Consider the following 21,826-nt stretch of genomic DNA (forward strand, 5'->3'; position numbering starts at 1 on the left):
GACATAAATCTAGTTTATAATAACATTTCTTTCCTGTAAATACGTTTCATCTCATATTTATGATTTTTCAAGTCAATTCTTGTATTCTCTTAATATTTAAAGGGAAAAGACGACCTCCTTTATGTGCGAGGTTACGTAATAAAATCAATATAACAGTATCCTTAATTGTTCTTTAAAAAATCATTTTTTTCATAAGTCCTAAGTACCATGCTATCAATTAAATGAATAATTTTATGTAAATCATTTTCATTATTTTTAGAAACAATCTCATCCGTAAGCTTTTTATACTCGATTAATAATTGATTGTTTGTATTCGGTACACTAATATAATTGCAAAATTCGTTTATTTCACATCTCCCCCCATCTTTTAGCAATATTGCTCGATACTCACCCACCCCCCATATATTAACATATACTCCATATCTGTAATTTAATGGCTTCTTCATCCATTCCTCTATTATCTTATCTATATCGGATTGACTATCGTTTCTCGATTTTTTCAGTTCCACTACTAAAAAATTTAAAGCATTTGTCTTTCTCTTATGAAAAATAATATCTGGTCTCCTATTCCGATAATTACGTTTCGTAACATCTAAATCAACATTTAACCAAAAAATATACTTTGCAATTTCATTAGACAAATGATAATTAAGATTCCATTCGGTAAAATTCGTCTGGTCAGTATTTTCAAAGATATCAGGTTGATTTTGAAATAGATTTATAATAGCAGAGTACACTATATCCCTTATTAAATTATTCATATAAAAGTAATCCCCCCTTCACATCAAATTTATTGCAACAAACTGTACAAAAAAATAAAAAAAGATAAATAATTTGTCTGTTCATTTCTAAAACTTAATTTTGCATAACCTTGCTCTCAGATAAATCCACTACCCTATCTCTATGACACCTAACCCTTCAATTATTTTTTATCGAAATAAATTTTGAGTTGTGCATTTGAATTTTGAACGGCACTCCACGTTGACATAAGTAAATAATCTATTTGAATAATTTCTGGTTTTTGATTACTTCCTCTTTGTTTCTCATTTAAATATTTTTGTTTTGAAAACATGTTGCCCAGTAGTGCCCATACATATATATTTGCATTTTGTTTTATTGAAACCCTCTTAATTTTCTCCCAGATTTCTTGTGGACTTAAACTATCCTTATTCCTAATCATCCTATTCTTAACAACATTGTATTTCGAAACGTCCCATTCCCCATTCCATTTTTCAATATCCTTTGGAATTCTTGTACCTAATGGATTTACATAATCCAAGTTTTTAATAATTTGTCCACACACATCTTGAAATGCAGAAGCAGATAAAGATGTGTCGCTAGCTTTACAGTGAATGAAATATACACAATTGTTTTCTTCATCCAATCCAATGAAATCAGCTATTTCCTTCCCTAAATCGGTACAAATTAAATAATCCATTTGTTTAAGGGCTTTATAAATTTCTGCTGAGCCACTATTTTCCTTATCTAAATTCCCACCTAAACTTGATAATATATAGAATAACGAATTATCATCCCAATTGTCTTTCTGATTTTCAGGCTTATCAGCTTTTCCCTTTTCATTAATAATCTCTTTCAAAGACTTATACTCTATTAAAATTTCATCTAATCTATCGTCAAACGTGTCTATTCCTAATTTATAGAAATTACCTTTCAGATATACAGAGTCACAGTTTTTTGTTAACACTTGAAAATTTTGTTCTTGATTTAGATATTCCATTAAATCTTTGGTTCCAGATATACTCTCAATACCTAAGTACCTCTCATCAACTTTTTGTAAATTATACTTACCATTTACCGAATCATACGAAATTTTTATTTTATAGACTTGTTCATTAAAAGAAATTTCAAATTGGTTTTCTTTGATATCGTAAACAAGCTTCTCCCAATACATTCGTTCCCTTAAAGAACCAACAATGGATTCCCGTTGTTTCTTGTCTATATTAAATAATATGTTTATCGGGTCTGTCTCTGTTGGAACATTTGTTACAGGGGCATATCTATCAAAAATTCTATTCTTAGCATTTCCATTATTAAGCTGAAGAGATAAACGATTTAACCAAGACATGTAAGTGTTTAGCGTAAATAAATGTGATGAATCCGAAACCCTAGAATTAGAAAAGCCAACATACCTAGTCCTCTGAGGATTCTTATCCTCTTTAACAGTTCCATAAATTGTAGTACAAAATTTATATTTATCAGTAATTGAAGGTGCTACATTATTCATATCCTCAGTAAATACAACTTGCCTTCTAATATTATTATCAACTACATACCCACTATTAATGGTTAATTGCTTGAATTCACTTTTATCATCAAACAATTTTTGCAAAAATTCCGAGGAGATTTTCTCAGTATAAGCTGTGATTTCACTGCATACTATATTATTACTATCATAGTAAAAAAGAAAATCCCCCTCCAACTTTACAACTGTAATACCTAGCTTAGGCTCTATAAAATAATTATTTATTAAATAAGGTGAATTTTTATATATAGAATATATAACCACTAGATTAAATTCTTCATTACTTTGTAATTCATATATAATTTTTCCTTTTTCATTAACAATAATATTGTCAATAATATTTTTGCAAATCCTTTCAAATTCACGTAAACTAAATGTTACTTTAGTTGAATAAATATTTGTTTTTAGAGGTAACTGAAAACTATTTAATAATTCAACATCCAGCTCTTTTTTTAAATAGTCTACTCTCTCCAAGAACCTTTTATTTATATGTAATACAGGTGGGTGATTTGAGAGGACTTTGTTAAAAAATTCATCAAAATTAAATGTTATCAGATTAAGATTACCTTCTAACCTTTTTTCATAATATAGAAACTCTTTAAACATTTTTTCTTGGTCAATTCCATTCTTCCTATAGACAACTAAACTTTCATTAATTATTGAATTCTTTCTAACTATTCGTCCCACTTGTTGTACTAATGACCTTACATCAGAAAATGAGTTATATATAGCCAGTATAGAAAACTTTGTATCATCGATACCTTCTATTAATTTATTCTGATGCAACCAAAAAACAGCTGATATTTCTTGAGTATTTGGTACATTTTTGTATTTTTTCTGATTTATATCTGTTTTAAAAGTCTCATGTATTGCAACAACTTTATCTGTAAAAGCCTCTAGTATTTTTTTTGCCTCAATAATATCCTCGGCATTGTCAAATCTTATTATCACTCTAATCTCATCACTATACTTTTTTAAAAATTGATTATATACACAATATATAAATTGAATAAAATCTTCTAAATTGCCTTCACCATCATACACCTTGAAAGTAACTTCTCTTATCGCTTTATCCTCAATTGCTTTATGAAATGCATAATTATATATATATTTCTTTTCTAAGTTAAAATTGTTATCATCATTTCTAACAGGGGTAGCTGTGAGTAAGACAACTTTTTTATCAAAATCCCTAATCGTTTTTTGCCAAACTTTTGCTGGTTCCCTATGGCCTTCATCAAATATTAGAATATCAATTTTGTTTTTTAGTTTTTCAAAATAGATAGGCTTATTTTCTCTTATATCATTAATTGATTTGATTGTAGTTACAAATACTGTATTACCTTTAGTTTTTACTAAATCCTCAATATTACTTGGATAAATATGTTCAACCTCTTTAAATTGCATAGATAACTCTAACTTCTCTTTAATTCCTATATCTAGTTCTCTCTTTAATTGTTCCGTCACTCCTTTTGAAGGAGAAACAACTAAAATGTTCTTTAATTTCTTAAAGCAATTACAAATATAACTTATAACTACAGTTTTTCCAGTACCAGTAGGCAACTTTACTAATGCATGTTTTTTAGAAGTACTCTTAATATATTTTTCTAACATCTCTATCGCTTCAATTTGGTGCGGAAATAATTTACTGGTAAATTCCTTATGATTATCTATTCTCATTTTCATGCCACCCAATATCAATTATTTTTCTATAAAATATGACATTTCAATCTCTACTCTACATTAGTTAAAGATTCTTTATCCTCATTAACATTATCACTGCTATACTCCGACAGATTGAAATTCACTTAACTCTTACTCTACTTTTTAGCCATTCCCTTCAGTCTATTAATACTTTCTTAATCTGTATCTCATTACCCGTTATTATTTAATAACATATTCTAATCCTTTATAAAATAACGACTTAATACTATAACGCTTTACATCCAAAATTCCTTATCAATCATATATTTCTGGTTCAAAGTCATACTAATTAAGGCTGAAACTTCTTTTCTTATAAGAGTTCTTTAATGTTCATCATATAACATCTCTTTTATTTGCAATTGGACTTTATTGAATCCTAAAAGAAAATGAATATAAAGCGTTAATTGTATGTTCCTACATACGCACAATTCACTTCTACTTAAACCTAAATGAAAATAAATTCAAATACACTAGCAATAAAAAAACAGCCTAGGCTGTCTTTTTTTATTCCCATATCTATAAAGATATATCCATATCCTTATTTAAATCCACCCAAAACTGTTCTATGCACCTATCAAATGTTACCCTTACTTATCTTTAAATAGTAAAGAATAATTTGTATAATTATTAAATAACGAAAGCAGTTCCTCTACAAATTCAGAGTTAACATCGTAAAAATCAAGTATGCTATATCTTTCAACATTAGACATAGAGTCTTTAATTATTCTTTCTTCATTTTCTTCTATAACAAAGGAATTAGTGATGTATTCCAAACCTAAATCATCCATTATTTCCATATTGATTGATTCCACCACATGCATAGTCATGTACATAAATATATTAAATTCATCTCCTCTAAAATATTTACGTACAATGTTTTCGAAACTTGTTTTTTTCCCAGTCCAACAAATCATCCCATTATAGATATGTGTTTGTGAGTATTCATCATCAGTAATATCTACTATTAATTCATAATATGGTAGAGTCGCACCTTCAGTATAAATCGCAGTGTACAAACTTTCTAATATATTATGTGGGTTATTTATAAATAAACTTATTTTTGCATTTTCACTCTCATAAGTTCTTAATATTTTTATTATATCTTCTTCCCATTTCTCGTTAAATTTTAATGTATAACTAACATTTTCCATAATTTCTTTGTACTTTGCTTTAAATTTAGTTTCACAAATATCAAAAAACAAGTTACTATTTCCACCATCTACACCCATTATTTCTTTTATAATTTGATTGTCACTTAACCTTATGTCATCTTTTATGAAACCAAATCTATTTATCCTCACTATATCCCAATCATCAATAGAAGCTGCAAATCCTTCAGGTTTTCCAAATTCAATAAAATAGCCATTTTTCTCTTTAATTATTTCCTTAAGTGCCTCTGAAATAATTTCCTGCTCTAAATAATAAGCTTCACTTCCTTTGTCACCAAACTCAATATCCTCCTCTATTTTTTCTACTAGATGAGGTTCATCATAAGCAGTATCCATATGATTTAAAATTTCCCAGTACCGTTCCTTACTTTCTTTTAAAAGAACACAATATGCACAATAGGGATTGGGATATTTATCAGCAATAGATGCTTTCATTTCTAATAATAAAAAATTCTCAATACCACTTTTACTTAATTTCCTAGGTAAAGAATTAACTAGCGAATTAAGTACTTGTTTATCTTGACAATAAAATCCAATATGCTGTCGGAAAAATCCCCTTTTTTCCGACTTACTAACTGGAACAATTTTAGTTTTTGATACAGGGCGATAGTTATTATCAATTTCTATTTGGTATCCTTCAATATAATATGTAGTCTGTGCAATTAATTCAGAGAAAGGAACTAGTAATTCTTCCCAATGAGTCGAAATAATCATTATCCTTATTTCACTATCTTTAATTTTATGTTTTTGTTTTAACAGTGCCGTATATTTAATTATTTCATGAATAGCTTGTCTAGAAGCTTGAACAGACCTTTTTATTTCAATAACAACATAATTTTCGTAATTATCCTTCGCTAAAATATCTATGTATCCTTTTGACCCATGCAAATTATTTAATTTATACTCTTTTTCTATTAATTGTAACCCATTCTCAATAAAACTTAAATTATCTGCTAAATAGTCTCTTATTTTCTCCTCTACTCTCCCCAAAAAAAACACCTCTCTCGAAACTATAATATGGATTGAAGAACTAATTTTTAAAAGAATTTTTTATTAATATGTTTTGGTTCTTATCTCTTTCCAATTTATAGTACCACTAACCTTTTCCGTTGTTTCAAGTTAATTCTATATAGTACTTGATAAAACATAATACCATTCAAATCCCTTTAAATATTAAACATTTAAAATCTAAATATACTTTTTCAACTCTTACTAAGACACGAAATATGTCTACTTTGGTAACTTAAACACTATTACCCTTTACTTTTAATGTTATTTGATGACATTTCTTATATATACATATACAGACTTCCTTATATCTCCATTATAGTTTGGTTTTATTAATGGATTAATTGATAAAATTTTCAAGCATATCAACAATGCTTTTCTTATCACTGGTTTCAGTATTATTAATTTTTTCTTTTTCCCTTTGAATTACTAACTGAATTGGGATTGGTAGTTCATTTATTCCTATTTCACTCTCTACTTGTTTAATAATTCTACTTTTTAATTCATTAAAAATTGATACCGGTGCTGGCGAGTTTATATCGTTCTTTAAGTTGAAAATTTCACTCAATATTAAATTTTGTTTAACTTTTTCTATGCCCTTCCATATGCTAGGCTTAATAAACCAATAGTCAGAACCATACAACATCCATTGTTCAATCATGCATAAAATGAATAAATCATTTTGCAAATTAAATTCCATGTATTCCTCAACGTTACGTTTATATCTAATTGGGCATGAAATTATTAAGATAGTATTATCCTCCGATGGTATTACATTAAGGATTAAAGGTACATAATCTATTGCATTTCCTTTTTTTACATAAAAGTTTCCAAATCCAGATAAAGCAACTGGATAGGCTTTAGTTAGTTTAACTGAATAATTATATATTCTATTACTTTGTTTTTTATCTATATCTATTATAATTTTTTCATATAAACTTTTAGCTTGACCTAGTGCCTCTTTAGCAGTTTGAATCATGGAGTTTGTGAGATTAATTCTTATATCTATGCTTGAATTCATTAAAGTTTGAACATAGTGTTCAATGTTACTTTCAATTCATTTTTTTATAAGTTTATCCCTAAAATAGGCTCTTTTGATATCATTATAATTATCCAACATGTCGGTGTAATTTTTCATACCATGCTCTAAAGAATAAATTTGACGGCATATTGTTCTAAATACTTGCAGTCTTACATGTTCTTCCTTTCAAAGGTATCAAAAATTTTCTCATGCTTTTCACAAAATCCAGGAAAAGTAGAAGCAGTTTCTATATGCTTTTTCTCCATTTTCATCTCGTCTTTATAGCTATTAGGATGATAAACAAAATTATTATCCGCTATGACTTTTAGAGGACCTGATTTTTGTATTGTATGTGAGCCAGTAATTGTTTTAGATTTACACCCTTTATACATACATCTTTTAGTATCATTCCAACTTTTGATTCTCTCACTATTAAATGTGTAATAATGACTAGAAAAGTGAGGTACATTTTCAATTAAAACATTAATATCATTCTTAAAATCTTCTAAAATACTTTCTATTATTTTTTTAAGCATTTCCCTTACTGTTCGATTCAAAGATAAATAGTCAAAATATTAAAATATTTACCATTATACTATCTTCTTTTTATTCTTAATAATTATTGGAAATTACTCTTATTTCTCAAAAATATTTTCTTTCTGTTTGCTTTTACTTTATTGCAACTAAATAAAGCAGCACTCATAAATAACCTGTTCTCCTGTAAATTAACACATAGGAAAATCATACCATGCTGATACAAAAAAAGCAGTGTCTTTTTAACGCTACTCTAAAAATTCAGAATGCGTGACTATACCTACTATAGAAGCGTAGAAAATGCTAAAAATCTCCCTCTCGTATAAACATACCGATAATATTGTATCCAACAATATAAAAGACGGGTTTTATTAGTTATTGTGTAACCAATGTAGTGAATTTCAATGCCATGTTCAATCATCTATTCCAATATAAAAAAGAGCCTCAATTAAGAGACTCCTTCAAAGTGTCATATATTACTATATTCTTTTAAGGTTATATAAATCGAATAACTGTTCCATACGCTCCATATACAGCTTCTTAAGATGTAACTGCTTGTATTCTAGGTCAAATCCTGCAAGAATACCCTCAAGTTCTTGCTGTGTGTAAAAATGTCTAATTATCTCTTCTTCTGCATCTACAAACTCAATCTTTTTGCTGTATTTCTTAAGCATCTGCAAATGGCATTTTTCAGCTTTCTTCATAATGTTAACTTTACGCTTAACCTTGTATTCCACTCCACTTTCATTTATGAAAACGTCTTTATTATTCATATAGGCTTCTAATGCGTCAACACAATACGTTTCAAGGTATCGATGCACTGCTTTACTGGTAGCTTTCAATATCACAGCGTGTTCTTTCCAGTAATACTTAATTCCCAGGCTATTACCATCTTCATCCTTAACTTCTGCCAACATCTGTTTCCATTCACACTTGAAGCTTTTAACCTTTTTAGCATTACGATGGGCAACTAGATTGAACTCAACAACATCATACTTTTTCATCAATTCACGTCTAGTCTTTTGAATCTGCTTCATTATTCCAGGACTTATACTAATCTTTCCACCTTCGCCATATCCCATCCAGTTCTCATAGAATAAGATTATACCGCATTTCTTCATATGCTCTAAGGTTCTAGCTAATTGTCTATATATCTCTAAACAGTGAGCCATGAATTCATCTAGTAGCTTAGTTTGTCCTTCTTTAATGATGCCACGTTCGATTACCATATTAATATGCTTTTGATATTCCTTACTGCTGTGCCTAGAACGCAATAGGTCATATTCAAGCCTAGTGATGAGTCCAAATTCAACTGCCCATTTTCCTAGGCTCATACTTGCTTGTTCGGTCATATTATTTTCCAAGTGAGCAGCAACAATTACATCCATTGGCATACGATGCTCAACCTGTTCTCTACCGCTTCTAACACGTCCATCCTTTTTCACAGCTTTAACTTCACGTTTTCCACTGCAAATAATTTTACGTTTTGAGCCTCTTCCTTCAACTTTGATGAATTCCCAATCTTGCTCAACTGATTTGATTATTGAATCAAATGAACGTTTATTTAGATTCCCATTCTTCTTGAATGATTGCTTTTGAACAATTGTTCCGTACTCCTTAACCAATCCTGCTAATGTAAATACTTTTTCCACTATACATCTTCCTTTTCAATAGAGGTGGTGCATCAGATACACCACATTTAATTCACTCCTTTCATACTTTAGTTAGATTGTTACTAATGATTTAAACCGATTAAAAACGTGCAACTTTTATCATAATATAATTAATTTCATATAAATATATTATACCAAAAGTTGCACGTTTTTCCCAACCCTTAATAACCTTTATATTACACGTGTTTCAATTCTTTTAACGTCTAAAAGTTTGAGACTAATAGGGGCGACACCTTTAGGTGGCGAAGTGACCACAGGGAGTGCCCCACCAACAACCGTAGGGAGGCGGTAGCAGTGAGCGAAGCGAATCCCCTTTGTTTCAATTCTTTCACAAATAAAATAGAAATTTTAAAAAATCAAACTGAACAAATATATACGCTTCGAAATTCATATTATAAATACTTGCAGATGAGGGGTTTGTGGCAAACAAAAAGTACCAAATATCCGTCTCGTCTCGAAAATTTTCTGCACACCGTATCGTGTGAGATGAGGTATTGCTTAGGCTCTCTATGATAAGGAGACTGAAAAATCCGGGAAATTACCCTCATTTTAATTTCCAATCTTATATGGTACAAATCCCATCCTGTCAGCATCCTCAGTTGCCATAATACATACACAGCGTCTAGTAAAAATTACAATTGCAGTTACCACGATACACTTCCTTAAAATTATGAAATACATATCTATTATTGTTAAGTAGATGAAAAGCACTCGGCTCATAGCCTTTAAAGATATTACTGACGAGAAAATCGAGGGGAGGTGTACGAAAGAACGCACCTACTATCCTACAGAACTTAAAAGAGATTAACGAGATAAAAACAAATGCACCTTTGCCAAAAGAATTAATTAACGATGGAAAATTTGCACATTTAGGACTGAACTACCCATTAAAAGTATATAGAGAAAATGACTGGTTTAGCTTTGATAAGATTAGAAAGGCAGTAATTGATGAAGCTGTTCAAGACTTGACATCTTGAACACGGAAAAGTGAAAGTACAGTCATGTTTAAAAACTGGATTGTACTAAGATGGATGTTACACCCAAGTGCAACTGAATAGGTAAAAAATGCGTTGGAGTACTTGCAAACTTAAAGGCAATATCTATTTAAATTGGCTAATTATCATGTTACTAATGTTTATTGTAGGCTATATACTCGTGCATGAGCTGGAACATTTAAAGTATATGAGTCCTAGTAATAATCATTGGAAGTTTGCGAGCTCTATCTTGCTCGACTACGAACAACATAAAAAGTGGTTACGAAGAAACATACTAAAATTATCTCTGTAAATAAGACATACAAGCATAGAAATATACTTCACTAACCTTTGTAGAGAGCGTGACTTTTAGATACCCTAACATTAATTAATATTAGGGTATCATATTCTTTTTTAGAATCATAAAAATTGATTAAACTACGAAATTTCCATTCGTAAATTTCAGAAAAAACATAACATTCCTTAAAAAGGCTAATTCAATATTTTTGTTATAGACTTCTTGTATAGCAAAATACATCTGAACTCAATCTATGATTCCCTGTTCTCTTAGGTACTCTGTCTTGGGCCAATTATTTTTAGCATTAATAAGCTGGTCTTTTTCACGGGAAGACCATTGAGACATTTTAGGTGAATTAGATAGAATTTCAATATAATCATCTGCCGTTATAATTCCTTGTGTATACAAATTATGTGCAGGTTTTAATAAAGAAATTAAACACTGTTCAAGAAATAATCTATTATGTACGTCCGCTATGTCTAACTGATAAACTTCAACTGTACGAAAACGAAGGTAGAGTCCAAATATCCTTTTCTTTCCCATTGAATCTTCTAACTTAACTTTTGATGTATTTGTCCTCAAATTATAGTTATGTTGAGAAAAGCGTTCCCAAAATGTCTTTGATTGTCCTACGTAAAGAATTTCTCCATTAGTATCACGAAATACATAGCAACATGGAAGTTTACTAAACTTCACAATTTCTTCTACTTCCCAAACGTCAAACTTTATAATATCTTTTATAAGTAAAGAGCCTGTCATGATTGATGGTCGACCGCTTTTCTGTCCATCATGCTCAACACTCCTATTTAAAGAAACCGTCAGACTATCACTCCATGATTTTGTTATTAATTGTTCAAGTGCTCCAAATATTTTATCCATCATTAATATTTCCTCTTTTCTTTATTAATTACGAGTTAAATGTCAACAAATTTAGTTAATCCTAACAACAAAGAGCAGTACACTATCAACTATTCCCAGTAATCAATTGTTGTATCAGACTCTCCAGTCGGTCTTTTGGACAAGAATTTACACCCAACTGCTTTTCACATATCCCATTTACATCTTCTGCATCACTATATGGAGTGATTTCCCCCCATAACATCTAATAAAAAGAGTACTTGCTCACAAGAAAAGCTGTCCTATTAACACTTTTTTGCTCTATATTTTGCATGTTATTCACCACATCATTTTGCAATAGATAACAAATATTCTCTATCATAGATATTGGTATCTTTCCTTGACTTAGCACTACATTGTATTCTCCTAAAAATCTCTTTCAATAAAATGCATTAAATTACTACTCTTTCATTTCTTCATAATCAATTTCTTGAACGTCATCAAGAGTAAGCTGATAGACGTCTTGTCTCATTTTTTGTATTCGCTTAATTTTATCCGCATAAACAAGTTTAAATTTATCCTTAAAATCATCTTTATTAGAGGAAAGCTTCATGACAGAAACAAGTCCTTCTAAATGACTTCGAAGATATTGAATCCCTTCATTCGACAGATGTTGAAATAAGCGATGTTTTCTGTCAGCACGGCCTTTCTGACTATTGTAGATAAGAGGATTCATTTCATCTAACTTCTCAAAAACATTTGGCGGAAGCATATCATACACATATGTCCTAGTAAACCATGCAAAAAATTTAGGTCTTTTCTGTGTAGTTGGGTCATATTGCCAACCATAAATGCGAAAAATTTGTTCGAAATACTCACTATGAAATTCTTTAGAATAAGCTCTTAATTCTTCAGATATAAATTCCTCTAATAAAATTTGCAGTTCATCTTTTCCTCTGACACTCTGATAGTTTGTCGCCTCATCAATAAGAGCAGTAATGCCCACCCTTGCAAGAGAACGAAGTAATATTTTGGCTTTATCTAATACATGTTGTTGCGATGCAGTGATTATTCCTCTTTTCTCTGCCTCCATATATATATCACAGATAATTGGAATAGTATTTGCGTCGTACCACTTGCCAGTCTTACCATTAAATTGAGCAACTTCAAATGGTGTAATGGTAGATAGATGCTCTGGATACATATCTATTAAAAGTGCTGCTAATGATTTAGAACCAATAATCGGAGGAAATCCCTCTATTCTTGTTTCCCCTTTTCTTTTACGGTCAAGGGCTGCAAACAAACTAGTATCTTTAATAACACGTCGACCATCATTTAATACCGAGCACTGCAGTTTCGTTTCACCAATATACAAATCTGATTCAACAACCACAGCCCTTGAGAGTTCAACAAAATTATTAAAATTCAAATTGCTAATATATCGCTCGACAACATCCTGTTGCTCCCTATTGAAATAGCAATCTCCATTCTCATGAATAGCAACATAAAGTTTTTCATCATTCGCCACGAAATAACCCACTGATTTGGCATGAGGCATCTTTAAACATTTTTCAACATAACTATACTTTATCAAGCCCACACTAATTCCTCCTTTTTAAGCCTATTTTTTCAAATAACTCTACCTACAGACCATATTACTCAATCTGATAAATTAAATCAATATTCAGATAATTAAACTTGCATAACAGATATCACTTGCAAGATTGAGCGTGTTTCTATATATTTCTCAATTTCTAACGCCCCTAAATATTCCTCATTACTTTTTGACATAAGAATCACCTCCTAAATTCATGGTAATATCAAGATATATCACTGATGACAATTAGATTCTTTATCAATATGTAAATGTTTTAATAGTTCCTCCACATTACTGAAGTTTTTTGTGCACCCTTCTTTAATATCCCCTTCACTTCTCTTAATCGCTTCTTGGCACTCTTTTGTCCAAATGTAATCTTGACTCAAAAAATTACCTTCTTAGGTTTTATTTTCATACTTCTGCTTTTAATAATATCTTTAACTTGTATCCATTCTACTTTTGAGAACGAATCTGTCGTTTGGTCATTATAACTCAACGAATTTTCATTTCCCAGTAATTAGGTGACACACCATCACACTAGTTAGCTATATTGATATGATTAAAATACAAATCAACCATTAAAAATTCCATATAAATAAGAAACAAACCCAAAACTAAGTTATTTAAAAATAATTTAAAAATATTTTCCGACAAACATCTTATTATAAGTGGATAAAAAATCCGTATCGATATATCCTTTATTTTGATGTTCTGCGTATAATACCCATATCTTTCCGACTTTACGCTGTACGGCTAATCGATGTAGTAGGGAATTTTACTTACGCGCTGTCATTCCTAAATCATTGGCAATTTCAGTGATAGTGAATGAATTCGTACTATCCAACACATCATCATGATATTGTGCTTTTGGTTCAAGTACCGCAATCTTTTCGTTTTGTTTACGTACAGTTTCTAATGTTGATTTAAATAACATCTTCGTAGTGTCATCTGCATGAGCAAGATAAGTATCAACAAATAATTCTTCGCTATTTACGTAACCGCCAGTCTTTCTAATCATCGGTAGAACCTCGTCAAACACCCATGCCTCGAATTGCTCCGCTTGCGGTAGTTTTGATTTAACGATTAATCGATACAAGTTACCTTCATTAATAAACTTCTTTTCTTGCTTTCTTCCTAGTGAATCGATGACTCCGTAAAACGTGGTACCCATCACTGTACAGTGTCTTGTAATCGCATCGTGCGGTTTTGAGTATCCTAAAGCTTTTGCAACTTCTGTTGCAGGAAAGTATTCCTTCCCATCTTTAATAAGAATTTCTAAGCTCCCAAACATGCTGTGGGAAAAGTTTTGTAATTCGTTCATATAGAACCTCCTGTGTTTTTTGATAGAAAGTAGCACCTCATTTATAACCCACTTCTGAAACGCTTTTATTTGAGGATTCTTCGATATAAAGACTACCCTGTACTGAACGTACTCGTTAATGTGTAACAATTTCTACCTTCCTCCAAGGATATCATTTGAAATGACACCCTTTTCGTTACTGTCCAGTTTTGTAACTCCTCGGCAATACTTCTGAAGTTACCCATTTCTTAAATGCTCTTAGCTCTTAGCGCTTTGCAATTTACCTTCCAAGATTAAAGCATATACACCAGACTCATTAATTAATGTAATCTCACAATTTTGAACTGCTACGTCTAATGTGTGCTGCAGGTCAAATCTATTAAATCATTACCTATCCAAAGTTGGTTTCTTCTATACTTTGCACTTTCCATCATCAGTGAGTACAGACCACTCTCGTTAACGATAGGTATACCTTGATTTCTAACCCGTAGTATCTGTGACTTTACTATTAGAAAACTCATCCTTTTCCAATATAGAAAATGACTTTATAATCTCTCCAATCCCGTACTTTAAGCAGAATTGGTTACCGCCATTAATAGTGACATCAACTTTTTTGTTACCATCTAAACTAGTCAGTTCTTGTCTTTAATTAGTCCAACTCTGTCTTTTTAATCCCTATCACTAGTAGATAAAAGCAATCTCATTAATAATATCGTTGATTTCTTCCAAGGGTGTCGATTAAAACTACCCCCTTATAGTATGAAGTTCCTCCCTAATCAAGTCATTTCCTATCTTGAGTTGTTTTCCACATCATCAGTTGCTAGGAATCACTCTCATTAATACTAGACATTTTCTATGTCTCCACCAAGGGTATTTATTAAACAAATATCCTTTTCACTCTCCTCTAACTTGCTTGTTCGTAACATCTCAACTATTCTTGACGACCTAAGTTCAACTTAGTCACCTCATCTGCATCTAATTTTTAATAGCAACAGTTGTAGTTTTGATTCCCAACACTTCACAGATATCTTTTGTTATAATCTAAAGTACTCTATTAGTAATCCACTTCTTAAATGTTTTTGTTTGTGGTTATTGGTTTGTCAGTATTTACGAGTAAAAACCGCTTTCGTTAACAACTGCTACATTTTGGTTTCCTCTTTTTCCGTCGGTTAAAATGACACTATTCTTTTCATAGCTTTCCAGAATACTCGTAATTAATTTATTAAAATAAACATCCATCAAAATACACCAAGAATATTCTATGCAGTATGAACCAAGACACTTTGCCATATGTTTTTCTTCAAAGCAAAAAAGAGCCGCTATATACAGTTGTTGAAAAATTGAATACCTATGTTTCAAAGCACATAATACAGTAAATAAAAAGAAGACAGATGCTCATCTTATAGGCATTTGTCTTCCTTTGTGAAAATAAGTGTTTGTCAATGTCTCTATTATTACCTTACTTCTAATTACAAACGTATAACTTTAAAAGAATGTGACTGCAAGTACTCCATCATCCCTGCAATGTCAATTTCATTAGCGATATGTAATTCACTCTGTAAATCCCGAGGCAGATACGGAGAATATTTTGATACAAAGAACTCTTGTTCAAGTGTAGCATCCATCAATTTTTTAGCAGTCCATTTCATTTCCTTAACTTGATTGATTACCTCATTAAAATCACCAAAAAACCCTTCAATGGTGATTCTTCCCACTCCATCCATTGATTTAACAGGCAGACCTAACGAACGAAGTGCCCAAACTAAGTTTCGAGAAATATTAGAACTTGTATAAGTTTCAAACACAATTTCCCCGCTACTATCCCAAATTACTCGCTCGTTTGGATGAATTTTATATGCATGATAAGGCTTTCTGACATCAGAAATCGTCTCATATGCATCTTCATTTACATAACTAAATTCATTATTGGCACATAAAATCTCCATCATTTTTTCGCCAATCCGTTTATGTATTTTAATCCCTCCGCCCGAATATCTAGGAGGTTTCCCGTTTACAGCCTTTTGTACATATATCTTATTTTTATCAAAATCAACATCTTTAATAGTCCATAACTTACCTGCCAGTATAATATTATCTCCTACATTTACCACCATCATTTTATCTAGCATACCTATTTTTTTAATTCCTTCTAAAACAGTAAATTCTTCTGGAGTCAAAAATACAGCGTAAAAGTCTTTACTTCTAAGAATTCTCTCTCCTTCAATTCCAACAATTAGTTCATTTCTTCCTTTTATCCTTTCAAGATACTCATGCTCAATCATATGAAGAATGATTTTTTCTGTTATATATTCCTCAATACTGTGAAATACATGGTTTGCTTTAATCTTGGCAATGAGGCTTTCTAACGTAATTCCATTGGTCTCTTGGCAAATAGAGATAATTTGATGAAACAAAATATCATACAAGGCTGAGTATCCTTTGGCTGGTTCAATCCATTTATCCAATATAAGTTCCATTACGGCTAGGGATTGAATTAAACTATCCGTTTCAGTAGAATACAGTTGAAGCATTTGATTGGCATCTTTTTTTCTACCAGAACGACCTAATCGTTGTTTTAAGGAGGATACCGTAAATGTGCTATCAATCTGAATGACTATATCTACATCACCAATATCAATTCCAAGTTCAAGTGAGCTTGTTGCAATTATGCTTTTCGGTATGTTTGATTCAATCATTTTTTTTTCAACATATTCCCGCTCTTTTTTATCAATTGATGAGTGATGAGCATAATAGGTTTCCCCCATGCCGTCTCTCTCAGCTAAACGATTTAGAAAAACAGTTGCTTCTTCTACCTCTCCCCTACTATTACAAAATATAATTGCTTTTTGGTTTTTCGTTAACTCTCTTATATCTTCAAACAATTCAACAGGTTTCTTGCGGTCCTCCTCTGTTTGAAAGTGCATTAGATAATAGAGAAGCTCCTTACTATTCCCCTTTACCTCAATAATTTCTACATTATCACTATCCTTATAATTCACCCACTGTTTAACTAAATTGAAATTATCTATTGTAGCTGACAGTCCAATGATTCTCGGTCTTTGTTCTGTGTATTGTTCTATACGAGACATTAGTGAACGTAGTTGAACTCCCCGCTCCGTATCTATAAATGAATGAATCTCATCAATTACAATGAATTCCAGTCCTTTGAACAAATGTCTGATATGTTCAGTACGATTAATAAATAAACTTTCAACCGATTCTGGCGTAATTTGCAAGATGCCCCCAGGGTTCTTAATAAATTTTTTTTTTCGACTTTGACTAACATCTCCATGCCACTTGTGGATTGGAATATGGCTATGTTCACACAGCTTTTCAATACGTTCAAATTGATTATTAATAAGAGCTTTTAAGGGTGAGATATAAAGCACCTTCAACTGCGTCTCTGCCCCTTCTTCTATTAAAGAAAGAATAGGTAAAAAAGCTGCTTCTGTTTTACCAGAAGCAGTCCCAGATGAAACAATTACATCTTTTGTACTTTCCATAATGGCAGGAATAGTTTTGTTTTGAACAGGTGTGAACTTTTCCCATTTCATGTCCCAAATTTTTTTTTGCATGGTTTTAGAAAGCATTTGAAATGAACTACTCATTCCCTTTACCTACCCTTCCACTCTAGAAAATCGAGAACGAACATCTGTTAATGGCTTTTCTGCTTCCTTTTCACCGAATAATTCTGCTCGATTGAATCCCGGATTTTGATGAAGAATATTTAGGGCACTAATAAAGTTCTTAATGACATCACCAACAGTCAGATGTTCTTCCGCACCAGGTCTAGCGTACTCTTCCCGAATAAAATTCATGATTTCATTATCTGTTATATCACTCTCATACCCATAATGAACAGCATGTATATCCCTCGTTTTTTGCAGTAATACAAACGTTTCATCATGCTTTAATGGTGTTAATCTAATTACAGGTTGTGATAAATCACGGTGCTCTATTGTTTCAAAACGATTTGGTTGGAGTCTCCGTTTCAATGCACCATAACTAAATAACCCCCGACGCTCATCCTCTAGAAACTCGGGTGTTCCACCAAGAGTAATATATAATCCTTCCACATTTCCTTGTAACGTGTCATTGTAAATTTTTAAAATAGTTTCATAGTTTTTATCTCTTGTTTGAGGATGTGTAATTTTGTATAAATTAATAGCCTCATCCAGATTAATAACTAGGCCAGCATAGCCAATTTGCTTTACAAATTGCGACAACACTTTAATATATTCGTAGTAATTGCTATCGGATATGATATCACGAACCCCTAAATCAGAACGAGCCTCTGTTTTTGTATTGTATTCACCTCGAAGCCAGCGCAGGGCACAACGTTGAAGCTCGCTATTATCTTCAACGAATCCTTTGAAGTATAACGATAACACCCTAGCGAAATCGTAACCTCCCACTAATTCATCCATTTTTGAAACAACACTTGTAATTTTTTTTTCTACATCTTTGATGAAGCTTGGATTATCAAATTCAATAGAGCCATAACCGTTCTCTTTTACTACACTCATTTGAACCTCACTAATCCACTTATCTAAAATAGTTGGTAAAGCTCCGCCCTCTGGAACAGTGGAAGTAGCTAAATTCTTCATCAATTCGGTGTAAGTTGCTACTGCTTTTCCTTCACTTCCATATAACCTTCTTTCTGGTGTGAAATCTGCTTTCGCTACAACAAACTTTTCATTAAAAGCAATTTGTTGAATGAGCGCTTGAATAAAGCTTTTCCCACTTCCGAACGGTCCAATAAATATTTTCATGAAAGATGACCCTTTTTTTATATTATCTAAATCACTAAGGATTTGTTTCGCTTCATCAGAGCGCCCTACCATAATATATTGTAATCCCCGACTTGGAACAACCCCGCCTGCAAGAGAGTTTAGAATTGCCGAGGAGTCTCTTTTTTTAATATTCATGTACTTGTAACTCCTTTACCTTTTCCATAATATGCTCGTATTCTTCGTAAACAACAATTTCATCACCTTGATTTTCAAGAAAATTGTCACCTAAATATTCATTTGCTTTTTCGTTAAGTTCGTTTAGGAACATTCCAATCATGATACCTCTTTGCTTTAGAAACTGTATCGCTTCTTCATGTCGATATTGACCATTTTCAAACCGACTTAAAAACTCAATTTCAATATCCGTTAGGGATTCGATGAATTCATCTTCCCCCTCAACATCAATGTTTCCTCCTAGTGCCGACAATAAATTTGTCTCCAAACTAGATTCATCCTTCTCTGCAATTACCTGTACATCCAAATCACATTCCGTGTCCAAACGAACCGCTTCTTTCGTTTCAGATTCCATAACCCCTTTTATTGGCTCATCCTCTGTTTCATTTCTTGAATCGATTGTATTAATAAGTTCGTCTGTTTCATTTTGTAGTTGTATAATTTTCTCTACATTAAATTCTATTGTAGGTTTAGTCGATTCTACTTGTTTTTCAACCGTCTCTTGAGGGGATAATGGTATCTCACCATCTTTCTCTTGATGTTCGGCATTTTGAACCACCTTGAATCTCTTATTAGTCTCTTTAGCTGCTCTAGAAAAATGCTCCATCATCATATTTTTAAACCCTTCCGGCAGAAATCCCTCTTCAACTTTTATCTCCCGCTTCTCGCCATTCAAAATTCTCGCTACATTTTCAGATAGACGGAACAAAGCCGTTACTTCATTATATAGTTCTTCAGTTGGTCTTATTCGCTCCACACCAATATGAATTTCATTATAGCCACGTCCTACTACAGCAGAAGAAAATAAACGTCTAATTTCTCTTTCCTTTTTTGTTTGAAACCATCGGCTAATTAAATCGTTCCTTTCTTCTTTATATATTCGTTGAAGTAAAGGTATACTTTCTTTAAATATCTTGAATACTTTATTTTTATGTTCTTTATAAAAGACAGTTTCTCTATAGTTTCTAACATACGGCTTCCATGATGTAATCGATATTTTTGAAAGTTGGTCTACTTTTTCTTTTAATTGGTTATATAACGGGGGAATATCCCCTCTTTCTACAGACCACTCTTCAGCTAATGCTTGTTCTCCCAACTCATATAACATGTCTGCTATCCACTGTTTTAAATAACGTTCTAATTTCGGAAGTCTTTCTACATAATTTTCATAAAGCCTCACCAACATACTGACATTAAATGACGCATTTGGGTTAAATGAATAGTTTAATAATTCATAGGTAAACAAAAACACATAACTTAAGTCAACCTCTATGTAATTCCCTTTTAATACTTGGTCCCTCCAGTAAAAATACCAGTCTCTTTGTTTTGAATTTAGCATATCAAATGTCGTCCAATACGCTTGCAATGGGACTTCCTGACATATCCCCCCACTCTCTCCTGCATATCTTAATGAATCCTGCACAAAACTTTCACGAGAATGAGAAAAAGTGACTTCGATAGAAATTCCATTTCTTGAATGAACCTCTCTCTTTGGATGTTTTATCCGTTCGATATCCGCCAAAATTTCTTTTGAGGTCAGCAGGTGCCCATATTTAGGGAGTACAATATCTTCTTCATTGTAAAATATTAAATTATTTCTAGCATTATCAATCACTGGTTTTATTGCTTGTGTCACCTCTTGTTCTATCACTTCTGATAAAGTTGGCGAAAGCTCTGTGTTACTACTTATATCTTGATTATCTTCTAGTTGTTTATGCCATTTTTTTATAAAAAACATATCAAACCACCCTAAGAAAACAGGGATATACGTCCAACAAAAAAGGAGATATAAAGTTCCTCTGATATATTTCTTGTAATAAAATGCATGCGCACCCAGTCCCCCTAGAAAGAAAGCTAACATATAACCGACTGATTTTGATTTATGCTTCACTTCTTCCCCTCCTTTTCTTTTTAATTATGAAATTTATGTTTATATCCTTATTATATAATGCTTAAGAGTTCAAAAGAAGAATAGAGAATTATTTTATCTTCTTTTAGATTTCATTAAAGACTTTTTATAACAAGCTCCCAATCCCAAAATTCATTCGTATCGAATATGAATTATACATAATATCGTGTGAATTAGGGAGCTATGTATCCCTTCTTTAATAAGAGGGCTGTAAAATGTGAAAAATAGCCCCCACTACACAAAAAAAGGAATGAGTTACCTCATTCCCTTTACCATTATACAGACAGTTAAGGACATAAATTTTGTGGTCACAAATGGTCACATAACGTGCAATAACCATTTCTTTTTTAATAGAATTTCGTTTATATAAAATAACGAGAATACCTCTACATGCATAATTTCTCTGTAGCTCAGCAGGGAGAGCGCCACCTTGACAGGGTGGAGGTCGTGAGTTCGAGCCTCTCCGGGGTCATACTGATAGAAACCGTGTCAAATTAACGTTTGATGCGGTTTTTTATTTTCCGGTGACTTAACGGTGACTTGACACAGGGTGGCGGTCAGCTACAACGGGTAGT

The 21,826-nt window shown here is 31.9% G+C and carries 14 protein-coding genes; 1 reads left to right on the plus strand and 13 read right to left on the minus strand.

Annotated features, from left to right (window positions below):
• Positions 1 to 161 precede the first annotated feature (161 nt).
• The 6 genes from MR112_RS22820 to MR112_RS22845 all read right to left on the minus strand — a co-directional run bounded on the left by MR112_RS22820 (position 162) and on the right by MR112_RS22845 (position 9,348).
• Positions 162 to 761 (minus strand): hypothetical protein, encoded by a 600-nt coding sequence (locus tag MR112_RS22820; RefSeq protein ID WP_242245426.1) that lies wholly within the window; start codon positions 759 to 761, stop codon positions 162 to 164.
• A 161-nt stretch (positions 762 to 922) separates the two neighbouring features.
• Complete coding sequence (locus tag MR112_RS22825) at positions 923 to 3,940, minus strand: DEAD/DEAH box helicase (protein WP_242245427.1); 3,018 nt, start codon at positions 3,938 to 3,940, stop codon at positions 923 to 925.
• Positions 3,941 to 4,551: 611 nt separating this feature from the next.
• Positions 4,552 to 6,123: an endonuclease NucS domain-containing protein gene (locus MR112_RS22830; RefSeq protein ID WP_242245428.1), complete on the minus strand. Its 1,572-nt coding sequence runs from the start codon at positions 6,121 to 6,123 to the stop codon at positions 4,552 to 4,554.
• Between the two features lie 358 nt (positions 6,124 to 6,481).
• Entirely contained in the window at positions 6,482 to 7,162 is a 681-nt protein-coding gene (locus tag MR112_RS22835) for a hypothetical protein (protein WP_242245429.1), read from the minus strand.
• Between the two features lie 170 nt (positions 7,163 to 7,332).
• Entirely contained in the window at positions 7,333 to 7,698 is a 366-nt protein-coding gene (locus tag MR112_RS22840) for a hypothetical protein (protein ID WP_242245430.1), read from the minus strand.
• Between the two features lie 477 nt (positions 7,699 to 8,175).
• Positions 8,176 to 9,348, minus strand: coding sequence for a hypothetical protein (locus tag MR112_RS22845; protein ID WP_242245431.1), 1,173 nt, complete (start codon positions 9,346 to 9,348; stop codon positions 8,176 to 8,178).
• Between the two features lie 1,143 nt (positions 9,349 to 10,491).
• Between MR112_RS22845 and MR112_RS28980 the strand changes: the two genes are divergently transcribed.
• Positions 10,492 to 10,656 carry a YgjP-like metallopeptidase domain-containing protein gene (locus MR112_RS28980; RefSeq protein WP_370658495.1) on the plus strand — a complete coding sequence of 55 codons (165 nt, stop codon included), beginning with the start codon at positions 10,492 to 10,494 and terminating at the stop codon, positions 10,654 to 10,656.
• A 231-nt stretch (positions 10,657 to 10,887) separates the two neighbouring features.
• Here MR112_RS28980 and MR112_RS22850 read toward each other — a convergent pair whose 3' ends face one another.
• The 7 genes from MR112_RS22850 to MR112_RS22880 form a co-directional block, all read right to left on the minus strand.
• Entirely contained in the window at positions 10,888 to 11,523 is a 636-nt protein-coding gene (locus MR112_RS22850) for a GIY-YIG nuclease family protein (protein ID WP_242245432.1), read from the minus strand.
• A gap of 415 nt (positions 11,524 to 11,938) precedes the next feature.
• Positions 11,939 to 13,078 (minus strand): P63C domain-containing protein, encoded by a 1,140-nt coding sequence (locus MR112_RS22855; RefSeq protein ID WP_242245433.1) that lies wholly within the window; start codon positions 13,076 to 13,078, stop codon positions 11,939 to 11,941.
• 230 nt (positions 13,079 to 13,308) lie between these two features.
• The gene (locus tag MR112_RS22860; RefSeq protein ID WP_242245434.1) at positions 13,309 to 13,461 is read right to left on the minus strand and encodes a hypothetical protein; all 153 of its coding nucleotides are present in this window, start codon (positions 13,459 to 13,461) and stop codon (positions 13,309 to 13,311) included.
• A gap of 389 nt (positions 13,462 to 13,850) precedes the next feature.
• On the minus strand, positions 13,851 to 14,396 hold the full coding sequence (locus MR112_RS22865) for a BRO family protein (RefSeq protein ID WP_242245435.1): 546 nt from the start codon (positions 14,394 to 14,396) through the stop codon (positions 13,851 to 13,853).
• A gap of 1,448 nt (positions 14,397 to 15,844) precedes the next feature.
• Entirely contained in the window at positions 15,845 to 17,983 is a 2,139-nt protein-coding gene (locus MR112_RS22870) for a DEAD/DEAH box helicase (protein WP_242245436.1), read from the minus strand.
• Positions 17,984 to 17,992: 9 nt separating this feature from the next.
• Entirely contained in the window at positions 17,993 to 19,303 is a 1,311-nt protein-coding gene (locus tag MR112_RS22875; protein WP_071739794.1) for an ATP-binding protein, read from the minus strand.
• A complete protein-coding gene (locus tag MR112_RS22880) occupies positions 19,293 to 21,233 on the minus strand; it encodes a TerB N-terminal domain-containing protein (RefSeq protein WP_242245437.1) in 1,941 nt (646 codons plus the stop codon). Before MR112_RS22880 ends, MR112_RS22875 begins: the two co-directional genes overlap by 11 nt.
• Between the last annotated feature and the right edge of the window lie 593 nt (positions 21,234 to 21,826).

This window comes from Bacillus cereus group sp. BfR-BA-01330, from assembly GCF_022663885.1.
GTDB classification, from domain to species: domain Bacteria; phylum Bacillota; class Bacilli; order Bacillales; family Bacillaceae_G; genus Bacillus_A; species Bacillus_A cereus.

What these genes read in the sequence shown, in the direction of transcription:
- MR112_RS22820 (WP_242245426.1), bottom strand. Translation starts at nt 761, where the DNA reads ATGAATAATTTAATAAGGGATATAGTGTACTCTGCTATTATAAATCTA.
- MR112_RS22825 (WP_242245427.1), bottom strand. Translation starts at nt 3,940, where the DNA reads ATGAGAATAGATAATCATAAGGAATTTACCAGTAAATTATTTCCGCAC.
- MR112_RS22835 (WP_242245429.1), bottom strand. Translation starts at nt 7,162, where the DNA reads ATGAATTCAAGCATAGATATAAGAATTAATCTCACAAACTCCATGATT.
- MR112_RS22840 (WP_242245430.1), bottom strand. Translation starts at nt 7,698, where the DNA reads ATGCTTAAAAAAATAATAGAAAGTATTTTAGAAGATTTTAAGAATGAT.
- MR112_RS28980 (WP_370658495.1), top strand. Translation starts at nt 10,492, where the DNA reads ATGTTACTAATGTTTATTGTAGGCTATATACTCGTGCATGAGCTGGAA.
- MR112_RS22850 (WP_242245432.1), bottom strand. Translation starts at nt 11,523, where the DNA reads ATGATGGATAAAATATTTGGAGCACTTGAACAATTAATAACAAAATCA.
- MR112_RS22865 (WP_242245435.1), bottom strand. Translation starts at nt 14,396, where the DNA reads ATGAACGAATTACAAAACTTTTCCCACAGCATGTTTGGGAGCTTAGAA.
- MR112_RS22870 (WP_242245436.1), bottom strand. Translation starts at nt 17,983, where the DNA reads ATGAGTAGTTCATTTCAAATGCTTTCTAAAACCATGCAAAAAAAAATT.
- MR112_RS22875 (WP_071739794.1), bottom strand. Translation starts at nt 19,303, where the DNA reads ATGAATATTAAAAAAAGAGACTCCTCGGCAATTCTAAACTCTCTTGCA.